This is a genomic window from Streptomyces sp. NPDC001406, assembly GCF_042895285.1.
Classification (GTDB): Bacteria; Actinomycetota; Actinomycetes; order Streptomycetales; family Streptomycetaceae; genus Streptomyces.
This window is the reverse complement of the sequence record NZ_JBIAWG010000013.1, coordinates 51310-69079: the sequence shown is the minus strand read 5'-3', so window position 1 is coordinate 69079 and position 17770 is coordinate 51310. Positions and strand designations below refer to the sequence as shown.

Annotated in this window: 17 protein-coding genes; 10 read left to right on the top strand and 7 right to left on the bottom strand. The window is 71.8% G+C overall.

The annotated features are described in order from the left end of the window. The first annotated feature begins 69 nt into the window (after nt 1-69). The 6 genes from ACFY1J_RS29825 (at nt 70) to ACFY1J_RS29800 (ending at nt 8967) form a co-directional block, all read left to right on the top strand. Nucleotides 70-498 carry a hypothetical protein gene (locus tag ACFY1J_RS29825; protein WP_390711179.1) on the top strand — a complete coding sequence of 143 codons (429 nt, stop codon included), beginning with the start codon at nt 70-72 and terminating at the stop codon, nt 496-498. Between the two features lie 124 nt (nt 499-622). Next, nucleotides 623-1747, top strand: coding sequence for a PLP-dependent cysteine synthase family protein (locus ACFY1J_RS29820; RefSeq protein ID WP_390711180.1), 1125 nt, complete (start codon nt 623-625; stop codon nt 1745-1747). Beyond that, nucleotides 1744-2997: an MFS transporter gene (locus tag ACFY1J_RS29815; protein WP_390732301.1), complete on the top strand. Its 1254-nt coding sequence runs from the start codon at nt 1744-1746 to the stop codon at nt 2995-2997. The genes ACFY1J_RS29820 and ACFY1J_RS29815 overlap by 4 nt, the downstream gene beginning before the upstream one ends. A gap of 129 nt (nt 2998-3126) precedes the next feature. Next, nucleotides 3127-4068, top strand: coding sequence for a YhjD/YihY/BrkB family envelope integrity protein (locus tag ACFY1J_RS29810; RefSeq protein ID WP_390711182.1), 942 nt, complete (start codon nt 3127-3129; stop codon nt 4066-4068). 187 nt (nt 4069-4255) lie between these two features. After that, nucleotides 4256-6028, top strand: coding sequence for an RNA ligase family protein (locus tag ACFY1J_RS29805; protein ID WP_390711183.1), 1773 nt, complete (start codon nt 4256-4258; stop codon nt 6026-6028). Then, nucleotides 6028-8967, top strand: coding sequence for a poly(A) polymerase (locus ACFY1J_RS29800; protein WP_390732349.1), 2940 nt, complete (start codon nt 6028-6030; stop codon nt 8965-8967). Before ACFY1J_RS29805 ends, ACFY1J_RS29800 begins: the two co-directional genes overlap by 1 nt. A gap of 59 nt (nt 8968-9026) precedes the next feature. Here ACFY1J_RS29800 and ACFY1J_RS29795 read toward each other — a convergent pair whose 3' ends face one another. Continuing rightward, nucleotides 9027-9419: a nuclear transport factor 2 family protein gene (locus tag ACFY1J_RS29795; protein WP_390711184.1), complete on the bottom strand. Its 393-nt coding sequence runs from the start codon at nt 9417-9419 to the stop codon at nt 9027-9029. Between the two features lie 108 nt (nt 9420-9527). Here ACFY1J_RS29795 and ACFY1J_RS29790 point away from each other — a divergent pair, with 108 nt between their 5' ends. After that, nucleotides 9528-9971, top strand: a complete 444-nt coding sequence (locus tag ACFY1J_RS29790; protein ID WP_363295916.1) for a MarR family winged helix-turn-helix transcriptional regulator — start codon at nt 9528-9530, stop codon at nt 9969-9971. 23 nt (nt 9972-9994) lie between these two features. Here ACFY1J_RS29790 and ACFY1J_RS29785 read toward each other — a convergent pair whose 3' ends face one another. The 4 genes from ACFY1J_RS29785 to ACFY1J_RS29770 form a co-directional block, all read right to left on the bottom strand. Beyond that, a complete protein-coding gene (locus tag ACFY1J_RS29785) occupies nt 9995-10597 on the bottom strand; it encodes a 2'-5' RNA ligase family protein (RefSeq protein WP_390711185.1) in 603 nt (200 codons plus the stop codon). A gap of 69 nt (nt 10598-10666) precedes the next feature. After that, nucleotides 10667-11527: a phosphatase PAP2 family protein gene (locus ACFY1J_RS29780; protein ID WP_390711186.1), complete on the bottom strand. Its 861-nt coding sequence runs from the start codon at nt 11525-11527 to the stop codon at nt 10667-10669. Beyond that, nucleotides 11524-12348 (bottom strand): polyphosphate polymerase domain-containing protein, encoded by an 825-nt coding sequence (locus ACFY1J_RS29775; RefSeq protein WP_390732300.1) that lies wholly within the window; start codon nt 12346-12348, stop codon nt 11524-11526. The genes ACFY1J_RS29780 and ACFY1J_RS29775 overlap by 4 nt, the downstream gene beginning before the upstream one ends. Next, complete coding sequence (locus ACFY1J_RS29770) at nt 12345-13004, bottom strand: DUF4956 domain-containing protein (protein WP_390711188.1); 660 nt, start codon at nt 13002-13004, stop codon at nt 12345-12347. The genes ACFY1J_RS29775 and ACFY1J_RS29770 overlap by 4 nt, the downstream gene beginning before the upstream one ends. A 157-nt stretch (nt 13005-13161) precedes the next feature. Here ACFY1J_RS29770 and ACFY1J_RS29765 point away from each other — a divergent pair, with 157 nt between their 5' ends. Next, nucleotides 13162-13833 (top strand): response regulator transcription factor, encoded by a 672-nt coding sequence (locus ACFY1J_RS29765; RefSeq protein WP_390711189.1) that lies wholly within the window; start codon nt 13162-13164, stop codon nt 13831-13833. After that, the gene (locus tag ACFY1J_RS29760) at nt 13830-15203 is read left to right on the top strand and encodes an ATP-binding protein (RefSeq protein ID WP_390711190.1); all 1374 of its coding nucleotides are present in this window, start codon (nt 13830-13832) and stop codon (nt 15201-15203) included. Before ACFY1J_RS29765 ends, ACFY1J_RS29760 begins: the two co-directional genes overlap by 4 nt. Before the next feature lie 3 nt (nt 15204-15206). On the opposite strand, the gene sigJ is transcribed toward ACFY1J_RS29760, so the two are convergent. Beyond that, the gene (sigJ, locus tag ACFY1J_RS29755) at nt 15207-16142 is read right to left on the bottom strand and encodes an RNA polymerase sigma factor SigJ (protein ID WP_390711252.1); all 936 of its coding nucleotides are present in this window, start codon (nt 16140-16142) and stop codon (nt 15207-15209) included. Between the two features lie 141 nt (nt 16143-16283). Here sigJ and wrbA point away from each other — a divergent pair, with 141 nt between their 5' ends. Next, nucleotides 16284-16892, top strand: a complete 609-nt coding sequence (gene wrbA / locus ACFY1J_RS29750) for an NAD(P)H:quinone oxidoreductase (protein ID WP_390711191.1) — start codon at nt 16284-16286, stop codon at nt 16890-16892. Between the two features lie 62 nt (nt 16893-16954). Here the strand turns inward: wrbA and ACFY1J_RS29745 are convergent, their stop codons facing one another. Continuing rightward, nucleotides 16955-17755: a thioesterase family protein gene (locus ACFY1J_RS29745; protein WP_390711192.1), complete on the bottom strand. Its 801-nt coding sequence runs from the start codon at nt 17753-17755 to the stop codon at nt 16955-16957. Nucleotides 17756-17770 lie beyond the last annotated feature (15 nt).

Sequence of the window (17770 nt, the reverse complement as noted above, 5' to 3'; positions counted from 1 at the left end):
GGCGGTCCCGTGCCCGGCCGCCACCCCGCCCTGCAACGCATTCGGTAACCGGTCAAATACTCTGTGTATGTGATCGGAGTGCGGGTGGTGCGACGGGCCGCGATGCGGCCGGGCCGGGTGGGGCTCTTCCTCGGCCTCGTCCTCCTGATCACCGCCCACCTCGCCGGTGCCGTTCATGCCTCCTCTTTCACGGGGCCGCCTGTGACGGTCGAGGCCGCAGCGACTGCTCAGCCGCCGGCCGGCACCGGGCACGGTCACGAACCGGCCCCCGCGCACCGGCACAGCGCCGGGGGCCACATCGATCACGCGGCCGACCGTCCCAGGGCCACGGCGGACGAAGCGGTCGCCGAGTGCGACCAGGCCGATCCGGCAGCCGGAGCATCTGGATCGGCGGGCTTCGCGGTCGTGCCCACCAGCTGGGGCCGGCCGGTCGACACCGCCGCCTCGGCCACCGGCGGCTCCCGTACGTTCGCGCTCCATTGCGTCTGGCGTCTGTGAGCACCGCCCGCACGCCCCGACCCCGCCCGAGATCGCGCGGCAGGGGCGTGCTCGCGCGCCCATGACCCATGACGACCGCACCGCGCCCCCTCTGCCCTGCGCGGTGCGAAGGAGCCGTACACGCATGAACTTCCCGCTGTCCGAAACCCCTGGAGCCCGCGTTTCGCTCCCCGCTGTTGCCCGCCGCCCCGCACAGTTGGTCGGCCGTACCCCGGTTCTGTGGATCGACGAACCCTTCGCCCCGCCCGGCCGCGGCTTCTACGCAAAGCTCGAAGGCGCGAACCCCGGCGGCATCAAGGACCGTCCCGGTCTGCACATGATCCGTGAGGCCCGCCGGCGCGGGGATCTCGCACCGGGGACCCCGATCGTCGAGTCCTCCAGCGGTACCTTCGCCCTGGGGCTCGCGCTGGCCGGGCTGACCTTCGGTCATCCGGTCACCGTCGTGACCGACCCCGGCATGGAGCCGTCGGTGCTGCGGCTGCTGACCACGCTCGGCGCGCACGTCGACCAGGTGGCGGTCCCGGATGCGGACGGCGGCTGGCAGCAGGCCCGTCGTCGGCGCGTCGCCGAGCTGCTGGCCCGTACGCCGGGGGCGTACTGCCCCGACCAGTACCACAACCCCGACAACGTGGCTGCCTACCGGCCGCTGGCCACCGAGCTGATCGCGCAACTCGGCCGTATCGACGTCCTCGTGGCGTCGGTGGGCACCGGAGGTCACTCCGCCGGCGTCTCTTGCGTGCTGCGCGAGTCCTTCCCCGCGCTGACCCTGATCGGCGTGGACGCGGTCGGCTCCACGATCTTCGGGCAGCCCGCCCGGCCGAGGCTGATGCGCGGCCTCGGCTCCAGCATCCATCCGGGCAACGTCGACTACGCGGCCTTCGCCGAGGTCCACTGGGTGGCGCCGGCCGAAGCCGTGTGGGCCTGCCGTCAGCTGGGCCGCCGCCACTTCGCGACGGGGGGCTGGAGTGTCGGGGCCGTCGCGCTCGTCGCGGGGTGGGTCGCGCGGACGTATCCCACCGGCACCCGCGTCGCAGCGGTCTTCCCCGACGGCCCGCACCGCTACCTGGACACCGTCTACAACGACGCATGGTGTCGCCACCAGCAGCTTCTGGGCCAGGAACCACCGCCGGAACCCGAGGAGATCGCCGAGCCCGACGAGTGCGAGGTGACCGGCTGGACCCGGTGCGGCAAGGTCCGCGACCCGCTCGGCCGTACGACCGCGGAGCGTGCCGAGGCGGGCGTTCGATGAGGGGGCTGCGGGCCCAGCTGGCCTCCTTCGACCGGCCGGCGCGGCTGCTGATGGTCAACCAGTTCGCCATCAACCTCGGCTTCTACATGCTCATGCCCTACCTGGCCGATCACCTGGCTCATGGCCTCGGCCTCGCGGCCTGGACGGTCGGCCTGGTCCTCGGCGTGCGCAACCTCTCCCAGCAGGGCATGTTCCTCATCGGCGGCACCCTCGCCGACCGCTACGGCTGCAAGCCGATGATTCTCATCGGCTGCACCCTGCGGACGGTCGCCTTCGCCACTCTCGCGGTGGCGGACACACTGCCCGCGCTGGTCCTGGCCTCCGCTCTGACCGGGCTGGCGGGTGCGCTGTTCAACCCGGCCGTACGGGCGTATCTGGCCGCCGACGCGGGCGAGGAGCGCCGCGTCGACGCCTTCGCCGCCTTCAACGTCTTCTACCAGGCGGGAATCCTGATCGGCCCGCTGGCCGGGCTGGCCCTGCTGACCTGGGACTTCAGCGCGGTGTGTACGGTCTCGGCGCTCATCTTCGCCGTCCTTGCCGTACTCCAGGCCCGGGCCCTGCCGGCACGCGCTCCGGCCGGCAGGAGCGCGGAGCCCGCTTGGCGCGCCGTGGCCACCGACTGGCGGGCCGTCGCCGCCAACCGGCCCTTCCTCCTGTTCACCGCCGCCATGACGGGCTCTTACGTCCTGGGCTTCCAGGTCTATCTGGCTCTCCCCCTGCGTGCCCGGGAACTCTTCGGCGAACGAACGGGACCGGTGACCGCGGCGGTCTTCGCCGTCTCCGCGCTCGCCGCCCTGTCGGGGCAGCTGAAGCTGACCGCGTGGGCGAAACGAACTCTGCCCGGACCACGGGCCGTTGCGTACGGGCTGGTGGTGATGAGCACCGCGTTCCTGCTGGTTCTGCCGGGTCCGTACGAGGGGGCAGTGGGCCTGGCGGCCGGCGTCCTCGCGCTCGTGCTCTGCGCCGCGCTGCTGGCCTGGGGCGGGGCCCTGCTGTACCCGTTCGAGATGGACACCGTGGTCCGTCTGTCCAGCGACCGGCTCATCGCGACCTATTACGGCGCCTACAACACCGTCTGCGGCATCGCGATCTCCCTCGGGAACCTCGCGGTCGGGGCACTGTTCGACACGGGCGTGCGGTGGCTGCCGTGGGCGGTGCTGGCCGGCACCGGGCTCGTGTGCGCCGGGCTGGTGGCGCAACTGCACCGCACCGGATGTCTCGCGCCCGTGCCGGTACCGGCGACAGGGTGAGGTGACCCGGACGGTCCGCGGCATCTCGTGGTCTGCGCGCTCCTCCGTCGGGTCCTCCGTCGGTGGGACGTACCTGACGTGCCGTGCAGCGCCCCGTCCCCCAACCTGGTGGGAGGAAGGAGCAACGTCATGCCCCGTACCGGAAAGGTGCCGCCGACGGGCATGCTCCGTTCGCAGCGCGAGCCCGCCGACGCGTCCCGCCGGCAGAGATGGACACGTCGGCTGGTCACCTCCGCCCGGGCCGCGCACACCCGGGCGGCGACCCGGTTTCCGGTGCTCACCCACCTCGTGGACCGCATGGTGTCGGTCAACATCTTCGATTCCGCGACGCGCCTGGCGGCGGAGTGCTTCCTGACCGCGGTTCCGCTGCTCTTCGTGATCGGGGCGTACGCTCCGCCTGCGGTGAGACACGAGCTCATCACGTCTGTCCGTACTGTCTTCGGGCTCACGGGTGCCGCGGACGCCCAGCTCGTACACGCGCTCAGTCCCACGACGGGCAATCTGCGGCAGGCGACCGGCGTGGTGGGTGGCCTGATGGTGCTGCTCTCGGCCACCGCGGTGAGCAGGGCGATGCAACGGCTGTGCAAGCGTGCCTGGGAGATTCCCCGGGCCGGGACCAAAATCGCCGCCTGGCGCTGGCTGGCCTGGCTCGCGCTGTGGCTGGGGGCACTGCTGGTGCAAGGCCCCCTGCGCGCCGGGTTCGGCGTAGGGGCCTGGCTGGGGATCCCGATGAGCCTGGTCGGTCTGACGGGTCTGTGGTGGTGGACCCAGCACCTGCTGCTCGGCGGTCTGATCGGCTGGAAACCGCTGCTGCCCGGAGCGGTGATCACGGCGGTCGCCCTCACCGCGCTGACCGGGACCGCCCGCTTGTATCTGCCGCGGGCGCTCAACCACGCCCTCGCCGAATACGGCCCCCTCGGCTCGGTGTTCATCATGCTGTCGTGGCTGATCGTGGTCTGTGTCGCCGTCGCGATCAGTATCAGCGCGGGTGCCGTCGCGGCCCAGGAACCGGCCCTGGCCCACCGCCTCAAAAGCCCGCCTCCGGCCCGGGACCTGACCGCACAGCCGTGACGACTCCGGCCGCGACACCTTGGGCGGCCGTGCAGCTCATCCGACCCCGGACTGCGAGCAGTTGGCCCGCCGGCGCAGCCACGGGGCACCGCGACTGCCCCCGCCCGGACGGATATTGCGTGGCTGCGCCTCTGCCCGATCCCTACAGTGGCCAGGCACGACATCGCCACGGGGAGGCTCTCGGATCATGCGGACGCACTATCCGCGCACACCGCATCTGCCATGGTCCCCGGGTGCGACAGCCGACGATGTGCGGGCCGGTGACCTGACGGGGCTCAGGGGCCGGGAGGTCGTGGTCACCGAGAAGCTCGACGGGGAGAACACCACCCTCTACCCGGACGGGCTGCATGCGCGGTCGCTGGATTCGGGGCACCATCCGTCCAGGGCCTGGGTCAAGGCCCTTCAGGGACGGATCGGACCGGGGATTGCGGCGGGCCGGCGCATATGCGGAGAGAACCTCTACGCCCGCCACTCGATCGCCTACGACGGCCTGGAGAGCTGGTTCTACGGCTTCTCGGTCTGGGACGGGGAACGGTGCCTGGACTGGGACGGCACCGTGCGGTTCCTGCGTAGGCTCGGAGTACCCGTCCCGCGCGTGCTGTGGCGTGGCACGTTCGACGAGCGGGCCCTGCGTGCGCTGCGGCTGGATGCCACGCGGCAGGAGGGGTACGTCGTACGGGCCGTGGACGGTTTCCAGCGCGCGGAGTTCGGGCAGCGGGTCGCCAAGTGGGTGCGCCCGGGACACGTACAGACCGATACGCACTGGATGCACGCGCCCGTCGTGGAGAACGGACTTGGTCCGGGCGCGGCCCTGTGGGCCGTGCGTTCCGGCGCCGCGCCCGATGTGCCGTCGTTGCTGGCCGCGGTCGGAGTGCCGGAGTACGGCCCCTCCCCCGCCGCCGAACCCGTGGCCGTCGAGGCGGCCGTGGCCGAGGCAGCCGCGCGACTCGATCTGCTGGGGCGGCTGGGTGACGCGCGACTGGCCGGTGTGCTGGCCGCGCTGCTGCACCGCCGCCCACGGGCCCGGCTGATGGCACGGCTCGCGGTTCCGCTGGGCATGCCGCTGGCCCGCCGCGTCGGCGACCTGGTCGGGCTGCACACCGGGCTGCACCGCCCGTTCCCCGACGAGGAGCGCCGCAGCGGGCTGATACGCATGACCACGGCGGTCGATCCGGGGGTGCTGCACTCGGTGGCGGGCGCCGTACTGGCCGGACGCGGGGACGTGGCGGCAGCCGAGGCACGCGAGCAGGTGGAGTGGTCCGCGCTGCACGCCGAGGAGGCCGGGCTGCTCGGCCGGGCACCACTCGAACCGCTGCGCAGCGGCCTGCGCGACGCGCTGACGGACCTCGACGCCGACGCCGCCGACCGCTGCTGGGCCCAGGCACGGGAGATGTGTGCCCAGGGGCGGATCGTCAGCGTCGAGGAGGCGCTGGCGGCGACCTGGCGGTGGCGGTCGGGGGCGTTTCCCCGGCTGATCCACCTCGTCGGGCCGTCCGGCAGCGGCAAGAGCACGTTCGGCGCGGGCCTGTCCGGTGTCGATGCGCTCGTCTGCCTGGACGACCTGCGTCAGGCACGCGGCTCTCGGGCGGACCAGAGCGCCAACGCGGAGATCCTGCGCGAGGGCCTGGGCAGGCTGGATGCCGCACTGGCCGGGGGCGGCACCGTCGTGTGGGACGCCACCTCCCTCAGCCGTCAGCAGCGTTCTCTGGTGCTTGCGGTGGCACGGCGCCGTGATGCGCTGGTGACCCACGCGGTCGTCCTCGTCGAGGAGGAAGAGACGGCGCGGCGCAACGCCGACCGGACACACCCGGTGCCGGCGGAGGTGCTCAGCGCTCAGCTGCGCCGGTTCGACCCGCCCTACCCGGGTCAGGCGCACCGCACCTGGTACATCGGGGCGGGCGGATCGGTCGACGACATCGCGGGTGCCCTGGAGAGCACCCTGGAAGGAGAGGAGGCGTGATGCGCACCAGCGAGGAGATCTACCACAAGGTCCGCTGGGATGCCCGGTTCGACCCGGCCCGATTCGTGCTGGGCATTCATCAGCGCGGGGCCGGCGTCAAGCGCGTCCCGCTGCCCTCCTTCACGCCCGGCGGTGACATCCCCTGGCACCGGGTGCTGTTCGTGGAGGCGGACGGCGAGCTGGTGTGGGACCGGGCCACGGGCACGGACCGCCTCGACGACTGCGACGCAGGGCGGGTACGGCGGCCACGCCTGCTGAGGGCTCCGTTCTTCACCGCCGGCACACCGTACGCCTGGCAGGAGGGGGCCGGGTGGTGCCCCGTGGCCGATGCTTCCGGTGCGGCTTCGCCGAGCGGGTCGAGCACGATACGCGTACTGACCTGGAACACCTTGTGGGACCGCTACGACAGTGACCTGATCGACACGGCACGCCGCCGTCCTCTGCTGGTCGACGCTCTGGAGAACGCCGACGCGGACGTCATCGCTCTGCAGGAGGTCGAGCCGCAGTTGCTCGACATGCTCCTGAACGCCGACTGGGTCCGTGCCCGCTACACCCTGGACACCGATCCGGAGGGCAAGAACGTCGACGACACTGGGCTGTTGCTGCTGAGCCGCCTGCCGGTGCGGGAAGCGGGGCGGCACGTCCTCGGCCCGCACAAGGCAGTCACCGCGCTCACCTTGGACACCGCGTCCGGTCCGCTGGTGGTGGCCGCCACCCACCTCAGCAGCGACCACTCCGAGAACGGCCCGGCCCGACGGGAGGCCGAACTGGCCCAGCTGGCCGAAGGACTGGCGGGTGTGGACTGCGACCTGGTCGTGCTGGGCGACTTCAACGACGGCGGCAATGGGCACGACGGACCGGCCGCCGTACTCGGGATGCGCGACGCCTGGACCGATGCGCACGGGCCGGACGACGCCACCCCCACCTTCGATCCCGTCGTCAATCCGCTGGCCGCGGTCTCCTCACTGTCCGGCCGCGTCTCCCGCCTGGACCGGGTACTGGTGCGCGGCGACGCGCTGTGCGTGGCCGGGGCGACCCTGCGGGGAGACTCTCCCACCCGGGAAGGCCTCTACCTGTCCGACCACTACGGCGTGGAGGTCGTCCTGCGGTTGGGCGGTTCCCCCGATTCCCCCGCCGGTGTGCTGTCCGGTGACAGCGACGTCCTCGACGTGCCGCCGACCGTCCGTACGGCGGTGGCGTGGCTCCCGCCCCGGCAACTGTGGCCGCAGATCCAGGAACTGCGCCGGCAGCACGACCCGCAGGTCCACCGCTGGCCGCCCCATGTCAACCTTCTCTTCGGCTTCGTACAGGAGTCGCACTTCGAGCGGGCCGCACCCCTGCTGGCCGCCGCGGCCGAGGAGACACCGGCCTTCACCACCCGGCTGGACGGCGTGCACACCTTCGGGCACCGGGAGGACGCCACCGTCTGGCTCGACCCCGCGCCGGACGGCGACGCCCCCTGGGCGGCGCTCGCCCACGCCCTGCAGCGGCGCTTCCCCCGCTGCAGGGGCCGCGCCGAGGGTTTCACCCCGCACCTGACGCTGGGCCGCACCCCGGACCCGCAGCGCCTGGCCACCCTCTGTGCGGCCCGGCTCGACAGCATGACGGCCGAGGTCGGGGAGCTGGTACTGCTGTCACGCCGCGGCGACGAGCCGATGCGGGAGCGGGCCACCGTCGCCCTGGGCACGGGAGAGGTCCGCTGGCTGCCCGACACCGGCGCGGTGCCCGGCAGCGCAGGTGCGCGTGCTGAGGATCCGGCCACGGAGGACGCGTGGCGCGATGCCGATGCCGGGCGGACGGCGCGGCGCATCACCGAGGCGCTGGCCGAAGGAACCGTGCACGTCGTCGGATCCCGGCGCATGGGCTGCCACTTGGCGGGGGCCGACCTCGATCTTGTGGCGGTCATGCCCGACCCCGTCGACATGGCAGAGGTGACCGAGCGCGTGACGGTGGCGCTGCCGAACGTCACCCGCGTACGCCGGGTCAGCGGCGCCAGGGTGCCGGGTCTGAGGCTCACCGTCGGAGGGCTGGACGTCGATGTGGTGGTGGTCTGCGCCGGGCCGGTGCCCTGCGGTGAGGCGGTGGATCGCCGGACCGAGCTGGGCGAGGCGAGCGCTGTCGCCCTGAGCGCGGTCGGCGACGCCGACGCCGTCCGTGCCGCGATCGGCGACGCCCACCCGTCGCTTGCCCGGCTGGCCCGGCAGGTGAAGGCGTGGGCGAAGGCCCGCGGCCTGGACTCGGCGCCGTTCGGCGGACTGCCCGGCCTGGCCTGGACGGTCCTGGCGGCGCGTACGGCACGCGAGGCCGGACCCCTTCCCGCCGCCGACCTGCTCCGCCACTTCTTCGCCACCTGGGCCGCCTGGGACTGGCGAGAACCGATCACCCTGTCACCCGCGGCGGCCCCCGCCCCGGCACCGCACGCCGCGGTGATGGTCATGACACCCACCGCACCGGTCCGCTCGTGCACCGAACAGGTCACCGCCGGCCTCCGGGACCTGCTGACCCAGGAGCTCTACCAGGCCTGGGAGACCCTGGAGAAGGCGGCCAGGACGGACAGCACCCCCTGGCCCGAACTGCTGTCACCCCCACCGCTGCACCGCCGGCACGCGGCATGGGCGATCCTCACCGTACGCCCGTACCGTGGCGAGGAGTTCGAGGAAACCCTCGGCCGCTTCCGTGGCCGGGTCCGGGGTCTGGTCAGCGCCCTCGAAGAGGCGGGGACGACCGACGCGCACGCCTGGCCCCACCCCTTCGACACCGGCCCGCGCTCGGCCCGGTACGCGATCGGACTCGGCCTCGACCCGCCCGACGCGGCAGGCCTGGCCGAGACCACCGACAGGTGGAGCCGGGTTCTTCCAGGGGTCGACATCACATGGGCGGAATGCGGCGCGGTGCCGACGCTGACTCAGAAACCCGGCCCCGGCGGCGGGCTCGTCTGAACAAGTGCAATCGATATGAACGGGTGCGACCGGCATGAACGCATGCGATCGCGACGCTTCTAGCGGGCGCTGCCGATGTTGCGGTCGGCCTCGTCGCCCTGGAGCATCAGCGTCGTCTCTTCGATGCGGCTGAATCGGCCGTCGGGCGCGAGGTCGGCGAACACGTAGACCTCCATGCTCACGGCCGAGCCGTCCTTCTTTGTGATGTGGGCGGTGTGCCGGTCGGCGTACTTGCTGCCGTCGTAGAGCTCTTCGTGAACCTGGACGTGGCCGTCGGCGACCATGTCACGCAGGTGGCTGATGTGCTCGAGGAACTCGGCGCGGTCGGCCCACTGCCCGTCCGTGCGCTGGCGGTACTGCGGGGTGAAGTGGCGGTCCGCTGCCTCCTGCACGGTGATGTCCCGGGTGAAGAGCAGGTCGGTGAGGGCGGCCTTGATTCCCGTGCGAGTCATGGGCGTTCCTTTCAGGGCAGGAGCATAGAGAGGGTGAAGCGTGCGCCACGCACGCATCTCCTCGACCATAGCACCCAATGCGTGCGCGGCGCACGCTATTCTTGTGGTGTGGAGAACGAGGTAGGACACGAGATCGCGGACGCCCTGGGCATCCTGCTCAGGCGCACCACGCGCACACAGCTGCACAGCAAACTCACCGAGGGCATGGGCGAGGCGGTGGACGAACTGACGTACCCGGTGCTCAGCGCACTGGCCCGCACCGGACCCCGCAGCGCGGCCGACCTGGCTCCCGACGCCGGAGTCGACCGCTCCGGTGTCACCCGGCGCGCATCCCGACTGGAGGCCGCCGGACTCGTCCGCCGTGAGGCCGACCCCCATGACCGGCGTGCACACCTGCTCGTTCTCACCGAGCGGGGCCGGTCGACGGTGGCGGAGCTGCGTGAGCGACTGGCCGCCCACATCATGGCCGGCCTGTCGTCATGGCCGCCGGGTGAGGCCGAGACGTTCGCCCGCCACCTGCGCCGGTTCACGGTCGAGGGCCCCTTCACGTAGGCACGTATGCGGGCGCCGATCGCTCAACCGCCTTCCTGCGGTCGGTGGACCTCGCCCGTGCCCAGCGTGATCACGGCCCGGGGTCGCATGGGCCCCTCGCCGCGCCGGGAGAGCAGGACCACCTCCTCGACCTCCGCCGACAGCGTGCCGAGCCGCACGGCGCACTCGGCGGCCAGACGCTTGGGGTCCTGGGTGCGGCCGAGGGACAGATGCGGGGTGAAGCGGCCGCCGCGCCCCTGGCAGAGCGGGAACCGCAGCTGCAGCTCACGCTGGAGCCGGGCCCACGGCGCCGGGCCCGCCGCGGCCGGGTCGAGCCATACTGTCGCGTACTTCCGGTGCCGGAAGTACCGCACCCCGGCCAGGCGCGCCGTGAACGCCGCGCTCTGCGCCGCCCCGGCGGCCAGCAGCGGGACGGCTCGCGCGAACTCCTCCTCCGGCACGAAGCCGAACAGCAGATTCACATGCGGCGGCCACCGCTGTACCTGTGGATCGTGTTCCCAGCGGATGTCCTGAATCACCGGCCAGAGCTCCCGCGGCGGCAGCCATGCCACCGCTGTCCGGCCCGTCGGTGCCACAGTGAGCACGTCCACGGGCCCGGCCCCGCCGAACACCGGATTCCCGTCCACCCGGCCATGATCCCAAAGTCGGCCCGGAAGCCATCATGGCCGTGCCGATTCCGTCTGCCGGACGCGGAGTCAGTTTCCGTTGACCGCGACTTCGTAGTCGCCGATGAGGTCACCGAGGAAGGTGCCGGCAGTGAGGTCGCTCTGGACGTGACCGGCCATGTAGAGGCGGGAGTAGATGACTTCGTCCTGCATCCACTGGTAGTCCTCGGCGCGGTGGGCGGAGAGGGCGCTGAGGATCGTGACCGCGGTGGCGGCGCGGGCGGCGTGGCGGGAGGGGTAGGAGTACGGGCCCTTGGCGCCGGGCTTGAGGTGCTTGTCGGGGCGCAGGCTGGGGTCGAGGACGAAGGGCGCGGGCTGCTTGTCCTTGGCGGCGAGCTGGTCGCTGATCGTCTTGGCCAGCTTCAGTGCCGACTTCAGCTCGGCCTTCTCCGCCGTGCCCTGCTGGGCAGGGATGAGCTCGCGCTGGTCGTGGAGGTACAGCTTCCAGATGTCCTTCTTGCCGTAGAGCTCCAGCCAGGTGGCGGCCTTCTTGCCGGCGGCGGTGCGGGTCTTGCCGAGCCGCTGGACCTGGCGCAGTTCGGCGGCACGCTCGGCGGCGGTGGGCGGTGCGGGAACCTGCTGGGCGGCCCAGGCGGCGAACGCCTTGTCGTCGCGGGCGGTGCCGTGCTCGGCCTTCCACTGGGTGAAGACGGCGTCGGCCTTCTTGCGCTGGGCGGCGGCCTGCTTGCCGATCGGGGCGATGGCGGCGTCGGTGAAGAGTTTCGGGGGCGGGTTCTGCTTGATGCGTTCGGTGGCTCCGGGCTTCTTCTTCGCGGAGGTGGACGCGGCGGCCGGGCTGGTCTGGGGCCGGAGCACGCCGAAGGCGGCGGCTGCGACCGCGAGGAGGGCGATGACGGCGTACGGCCATGAGATGCGGCGCGGGGCGTTCATGCGGCACGGGTCCTTTCGAGGTGCGGGACCGTCTGGAAGCGGGTGCGGAGGACGCGGCGGACGTCGTTGTCCGGCAGGCCGGGGGTCAGCAGGGACTGACCGACGATGTACTTGCTGAGGGAGACCGGGCGGGCACCCAGGCGCAGGAGCAGCCGGTCGGCGGGGGCGGGGCGGATGCCGCCCTTGGTCTCGACGAGGACCGTCTGCGGGTCGAGGACGGCCGTGCGGTGTCCGTGGTGGCAGGTGAGGGTGCCGTCGAGGGTGACACGGGTGCCGTGGTGGAGGTCGGCGAGGGCCGCGCGGACGTAGCGGATCTCGGCCGCGGGCCCCAGGTCGGCCGTGGTGACCGGAACGGCGGCCTGGTGCAGCACGTCGTCGATGAACTCGGCTGCTTCGGTGTCGAGTTGGCCGTATGTGTGTGGCTCGACCTTCAGGGCGTGCTTGACCGTGGCGCCGCGTCCGTCCTTGGTCTTCACCTCCACCCGGCACAGCCCGTCCTCCGCGTACAGGCGGGTGCGGACCTTCCAGCGTCGCCGCCGACGCTGGATGTGAGCGTGCCAGGCGCCCAGCTGTGGGGTGTCGAAGTAGGTGCTGAGGTAGCTGGTCGTACGCCGGCCGTCCAGGTCGAGGACGTGGTGGCTGTCCGCCAGCCGGGCCACGAAGGCGCGGGCGCGATCGAGCGGGAGCAGATACTTGCGGTCGGTGCGGTGCTGGAGGGCGGCGACCGCGTCGACCTCGGCGAGCGTGGCGCCGCGCAGGGCCGGCAGGCCCAGTCGGGCCTCGAAGGCGGACGTGGAGGCCGCAGCGGAAGTGGAGGTCATGGAACCACCACCGGCTCGTGCGGTTCGGCGTCCACGGCGGTTGCGGACTCGTCGGGCCCGGCGGGGTACCGGGCGGAGACGCGCGTGGTCTCGCGTACGTAGTCCACCTCGTCCACCTCCACGGACACCGGAGCCTGCCCGAAGCGGAACGCCACGTCCTGGGCGATGAGCGCGGGCTCGGGGTAGATCCGGTCGAGGGTCAGCTTCACGGTCCGGGTCGGCTGCTCGTACCTGCCGGGGTCGTCGACCAGCAGCACCGCCACCAGAACCGCCACGCCGAGCACGGCGACGAGCCAGATCTGGCGCTGCGGCAGCCCGGTGCACAGGGCGATGACCAGGGTGACGAAGGTGTAGGCGACGTCGCGTAGGGTGAACGCCGCACTGCGCAGCCGGACGAGGGACAGGATGCCGAACAGGCCGAAGCCGACCCCGGCCGGGAACTTCCCGGAGCTGATCGTGCTCATCGCGGCGAACAGGCCGACGTTCAGCGCGGTCAGCACGAACGGCATCGCCGGTGCACTGGGCCGGCGCCGGTAGAGCCAGCCGACCAGGATCAGCAGGGCTATGACGTCCAGGCCGCCGCGGGTCATCAGGTCGGTGGGCGCGATGTGGTCGGTGATGCCCTTGGCGGCGAGCACCGTGACCGCTGTATGCATGTCTGTCCCTTCCGTCCCGGCGCGCAGGACGACGGACCGGTCGCGGCCCGCGGAGCGCCGCGACGTGAACGACGGTAGGGATGCCACATGAACAGACCATGAAGCTTCCCGATGCCCAGGAATCCCGGCACCCGGGCGGGCGGCTAGCCTGACCGGCATGCACTACCTGGTCGTCGACGACGAGACCCGCCTCACGGACTTGGTTGTCCACTATCTGACCGAGTCAGGCCACACCGCCGAGGGCCGCTACGACGGGCCCTCCGGCCTTGCCGCCGCCCGCGACCCGCGCCTGGACGCCGTCGTCCTCGACGTGATGCTGCCCGGCCTGGACGGCCTGGAGGTGTGCCGGACCCTGCGCGCCGAGGGCGTCGACGTCCCCGTGATTCTGCTCACCGCCCGTGGCGCGATCACCGAGCGGGTCGCCGGTCTCGACGCCGGCGCCGACGACTACGTGGTCAAACCGTTCGCCATGGAGGAACTGCTGGCCCGGCTGCGCGCGATATCCCGGCGCCGCCCCGACTGCTCCGGCCGCGTCCAGGTCGGCGACCTGGTCCTCGACCCCGAGCAGCAGCGGGCCTGGCGTGCCAACGCCGAACTCGACCTCTCCCGGCGGGAGTTCGACGTCCTGCGGGTGCTCATGGAGAACGCCGGGCGCGTGGTCACCCGCACACAGTTGCTCGACGAGGTCTGGGACGGCGAAACCGACCTGCGTAGCAATGCCATCGACGTCCACGTCTCCAAGGTGCGCGCCAAGGTCGACCGGGCCTTCGACCGTACGACCATCACGACCCTGCGCGGACGCGGCTACCGCCTGGAGACCACCCCGTGAACCCGGCCGGCCGGCCGCGGACCTGGTTCCGGCGGCTGCCGGTCGTCACCCGCCTCGTGCTGGCCGTGGCCATCACCATGTCGCTGGTCCTGGCAGGCACGGCGGGTCTGGTCTACTGGCGGGTCAAGACCGCCCTGGACCAGCAGCTGAACGACGACCTCACCACCTACCAGCGCAGTCTCGACCATGCTGTGCGCGCCGAAGCCCAGCTTCCTCCGGGCCCCAGCGGCAGTCTCCAACAGGTCCTGGACGCGCACGGCCGCGTCCTGCACTCCAGTGACGCCGTACGCCACCAACTGCTGCTCACCCCCGCCGAACTCGGCACCGTCACGCGAGGAGCCACGGTGCGCCGTGACATCGGCTCCCTGCTGCCGATCACCGAGGACACCCTGCGACTCCAGGCCAAGCGCGTCACCGCGGACGGACAGCCCCGGATCGTGATCGCCGCCGTGCGCCGCGGCCACCGCGACGAAGCCCTGCGCGAACTCCTGGCCCAGCTCGCCCTCGCCTCCGGCCTGGCCCTCGTCGCCGCCTCCTACGTCGGCTACCGCACCGCCCGCGCCGCACTGCGCCCCGTCGAGCGCTACCGCAGCGGGGCCGCCACCCTCGCCGACGGCACCCAGAACCTGCGCCTCGACGTACCCGTCGACCGGGACGACGAGATCACCCGCCTCGGCCACACCCTCAACCACATGCTCGACCGCCTCGAAGCGTCCGCCGAACGCGAGCGCAGATTCGTCGCGGACGCCAGCCACGAACTGCGCACCCCGCTCACCGTGATGCGCGCCGAACTCGACGTCGCGCTGCACCGCCCCCGCTCCGCCGGCGAACTCACCGAGACCCTGCGCTCCGTGGACACCGAGGTCCAGCACTTGATCGACCTCTCCAACGCGCTCCTCGGCCTGGAGGAACTCGGCAGCACCGACCACGTCACCCGAGCCGCCGTACGACTCACCGATCTCGTCGACGCCGCGGTCGCCCCGCATCTGCGCACCGCCGAACGGGCCGGGCGCGACCTGACCGTCGAGGCAGCCGACACAACCGTGCACGTCGATGCCCGATGGCTGAGGCCCGCCATCGGCAACCTCGTCGACAACGCACTGCGCCACGGCCACGGCAACGTCCACCTCACGGCCACCGTCCACGAGAGCAGGCTGCGGCTGCGCATCACGGACACCGGACCCGGCTTCCCGCCCGAATTCCTGCCCCGGGCCTTCGACCGCTTCGCCCGCGCCGAAGCGAGCCGCACGAGCGAGGGCTCAGGCCTCGGACTCGCGTTCGTGCACGCGGTCGCCACCGCCCACGGCGGCACCGCGTACGCCGAGAACACCGGGCGCGGGACCGCGGTCACGCTCGACCTGTCCTGCTGACGTTCAGCCAGTCGTCCAGGAGCGGAGCTTGTCGGGATTGAGCACTGCCCAGATGTGATGGATCCGGTTGCCGGTGACGTCGAACGCCATCACCGATACGGTGACGCCGTCCAGTTGAGCCACCAGACCCGGCTGACCGTTGACCGTACGCTCGACGAGCGTCACGCCGGCCGCCGCAACGGACCGGTCGACGAAGAAGCGTGCGACCTGCCCGGCGCCCTCGATCGGGTGCGGCGCGGCAGTGGCGAGTCCGCCGCCGTCGCCGGTCGCCGTGACATCAGGGTCCAGCAGGCCGATGAGGGCGTCGATGTCCTTGGCCTCCCATGCCTGCTTGAAGGCTCTGACGATCTCGGCGTGCTGGGCTGCCGAAGCCGCGTCGGGCTGTGGGGCTCGGACTCGCCGACGCGCCGAAGAGGCCAACTGACGGCAGGCGACCGGGGTCCGGCCGACGATCTCGGCCACTTCGGCGAAGGGGTACCGGAAGACGTCGTGCAGGATGAACGCGACGCGCTCGGCCGGAGTCATCGCGTCGAGTACGACGAGGAAGGCCATGCTGACCGACTCGTCGAGGGTGACCCGGTCGGCCGGGTCGACGGTGCCTGCTCCCGGCCGCCCGCTGATCCACTCCGTGCGGTCGGGCAGCGGCTCCGGGATCCATTCGCCCACGTAACGCTCGCGCCTGGCCCGCGCCGAGCCGAGCAGGTCGAGGCAGATACGGCCGGCGACGGTCGTCAGCCAGGCTCCGGGTGAGTCGATGGCTGCCTGGCGCTGCGGGGACATCGCGTACCAGCGGGCGTACGTCTCCTGTACGACATCCTCGGCATCGGCCAGGGATCCCAGCAGCCGGTACGCGAGATTGGTCAGCCGGCGCCGCTCACTCATGATCGCGCTCAGCCCCGGTTCGGGCCGGCCGTGTCCCGGCTCGGACGGGTTGCTCATCATGTCACCGACTCCCTCGGACGCTCCACCTCACTCCTTACGACGATCCGTCGCAGCGAAATGTGAGGCCGGCACGTCACCACACATCTCGCGGGGCTGTGTCGTCGTACCGATCAGACCCGCACAGGAGGGAAACCGAGCATGGAACCCGTGAACGTCGCGATCATCTACTACAGCTCCACCGGCACCGTACATACCCTGGCGCAAGCCGCTGCCGAGGGCGCGGAGAAGGCAGGCGCCACCGTGCGACTGCGCAGGGTTGCCGAAACTGCCCCACCGGATGCGATCAGCGCGAGGCCGGAGTGGGCCCGACATCTGCAGGACACCGCCGATGTCGCCGAGGCCGGCCACGACGACCTGGAGTGGGCCGACGCGGTGCTGTTCGGTACCCCAACCCGCTTCGGCAACCCGGCCGGCCAGCTCAGGGCCTTCATCGACGCCACCGGCCCCCTGTGGTTCCAGGGCAAGCTCGCGGACAAGGTGTACTCGGCCTTCACCGCGTCCAACACCGCCCACGGCGGGCAGGAATCGACCCTCCTGGCGCTGGCGAACACGTTCTGCCACTGGGGCGGCATCATCGTTCCTCCTGGCTACACCGACCCCATCCAGTTCCGGTCGGGCAACCCGTACGGCACTTCCCACGTCACCGGCGACGGCCCGCCCGGTGAAGTGGTCCTGCAGGCGGCCCGCCACCAGGCTCGCCGCGTCGTCGACACCGCGGCCGCACTCAAGGCCGGCCGCGCCGCCTGATCCCCCACGGGCGCGTGCGGGGTTGAGGTCCGGACGGACAAATCGATGAGAACCTGCTCGGCTCAGGTACGAGCGGCCACGTACAGGCTCTGGGTACTGCGGCCGAGCGGGCCCTTCTCGTCGTGCAGGGCGGACTCGGCGAGGCCGATGCCCGCGCCGTCCACCATCGTCCGGGCGTCCAGGCAGACCCATTCGCCCTCGGGATGGCGGTGCAGATTGACGCTGAGGTCGGCGTTGATGAACACGTAGCGGTGGAAGTCGAGCGCGGCACTGACACCGTTGCCCGAGTCGGCGGCCGTCAGCACCCTGCTGAGCGGTGTGATCTCCTCTCCGGCGACCAGGGGAACCCGCATCCGCATCCACGCCGTGGCCGGTCCGGGCTCCAGGAACGAGCCGCCCGCGAAACGAATCTCCATGGCCGTGTGGTAGCCCTGGTCCCAGGGGACCGGGAAGAACGCCTTTGCGGGTACGGTCCCGGGCCCGGGCACCTGCCGGCCCGGCGACACCTGCGGTACCGAGTCCGGCGCCGTCTTCATCAGCAACGCCGTCGCCCGCATCACCTCCTGGCCGTCGTCGGGTGCCAGAGCCACCTCCACGAGCTCGACACTGCGCCCGGCACGCAGCACGCGCGTGGCCACGGTCAGCGGCCGGATCGGAACCGGGCGCATGATCTCGTAGGTGAGCCGGGCGACCCGCATGTCCGGCCGTCCGCCCGGCCGTTCCTCGACGGCCAGGGCGAGCAACGCGGCCGGCGGCCCGGCGTGCTGGGAGTCGGCGTCCCAGGGTCCCCGGGTATAGGCGGTGGGAAGGAACCGGTCGTCGGCCTCCCGCTCGTAGAAGGCCTCGACTTGCGACATCGACATGACTGTCCCTCCCTG

Bases quoted from the DNA above. Each gene is read 5' to 3' on its own strand.
- ACFY1J_RS29820 (WP_390711180.1), top strand. From the start codon at position 623: ATGAACTTCCCGCTGTCCGAAACCCCTGGAGCCCGCGTTTCGCTCCCC.
- ACFY1J_RS29815 (WP_390732301.1), top strand. From the start codon at position 1,744: ATGAGGGGGCTGCGGGCCCAGCTGGCCTCCTTCGACCGGCCGGCGCGG.
- ACFY1J_RS29810 (WP_390711182.1), top strand. From the start codon at position 3,127: ATGCCCCGTACCGGAAAGGTGCCGCCGACGGGCATGCTCCGTTCGCAG.
- ACFY1J_RS29805 (WP_390711183.1), top strand. From the start codon at position 4,256: ATGCGGACGCACTATCCGCGCACACCGCATCTGCCATGGTCCCCGGGT.
- ACFY1J_RS29800 (WP_390732349.1), top strand. From the start codon at position 6,028: ATGCGCACCAGCGAGGAGATCTACCACAAGGTCCGCTGGGATGCCCGG.
- ACFY1J_RS29795 (WP_390711184.1), bottom strand. From the start codon at position 9,419: ATGACTCGCACGGGAATCAAGGCCGCCCTCACCGACCTGCTCTTCACC.
- ACFY1J_RS29780 (WP_390711186.1), bottom strand. From the start codon at position 11,527: ATGAACGCCCCGCGCCGCATCTCATGGCCGTACGCCGTCATCGCCCTC.
- ACFY1J_RS29775 (WP_390732300.1), bottom strand. From the start codon at position 12,348: ATGACCTCCACTTCCGCTGCGGCCTCCACGTCCGCCTTCGAGGCCCGA.
- ACFY1J_RS29770 (WP_390711188.1), bottom strand. From the start codon at position 13,004: ATGCATACAGCGGTCACGGTGCTCGCCGCCAAGGGCATCACCGACCAC.
- ACFY1J_RS29765 (WP_390711189.1), top strand. From the start codon at position 13,162: ATGCACTACCTGGTCGTCGACGACGAGACCCGCCTCACGGACTTGGTT.
- sigJ (WP_390711252.1), bottom strand. From the start codon at position 16,142: ATGAGCAACCCGTCCGAGCCGGGACACGGCCGGCCCGAACCGGGGCTG.
- wrbA (WP_390711191.1), top strand. From the start codon at position 16,284: ATGGAACCCGTGAACGTCGCGATCATCTACTACAGCTCCACCGGCACC.
- ACFY1J_RS29745 (WP_390711192.1), bottom strand. From the start codon at position 17,755: ATGTCGATGTCGCAAGTCGAGGCCTTCTACGAGCGGGAGGCCGACGAC.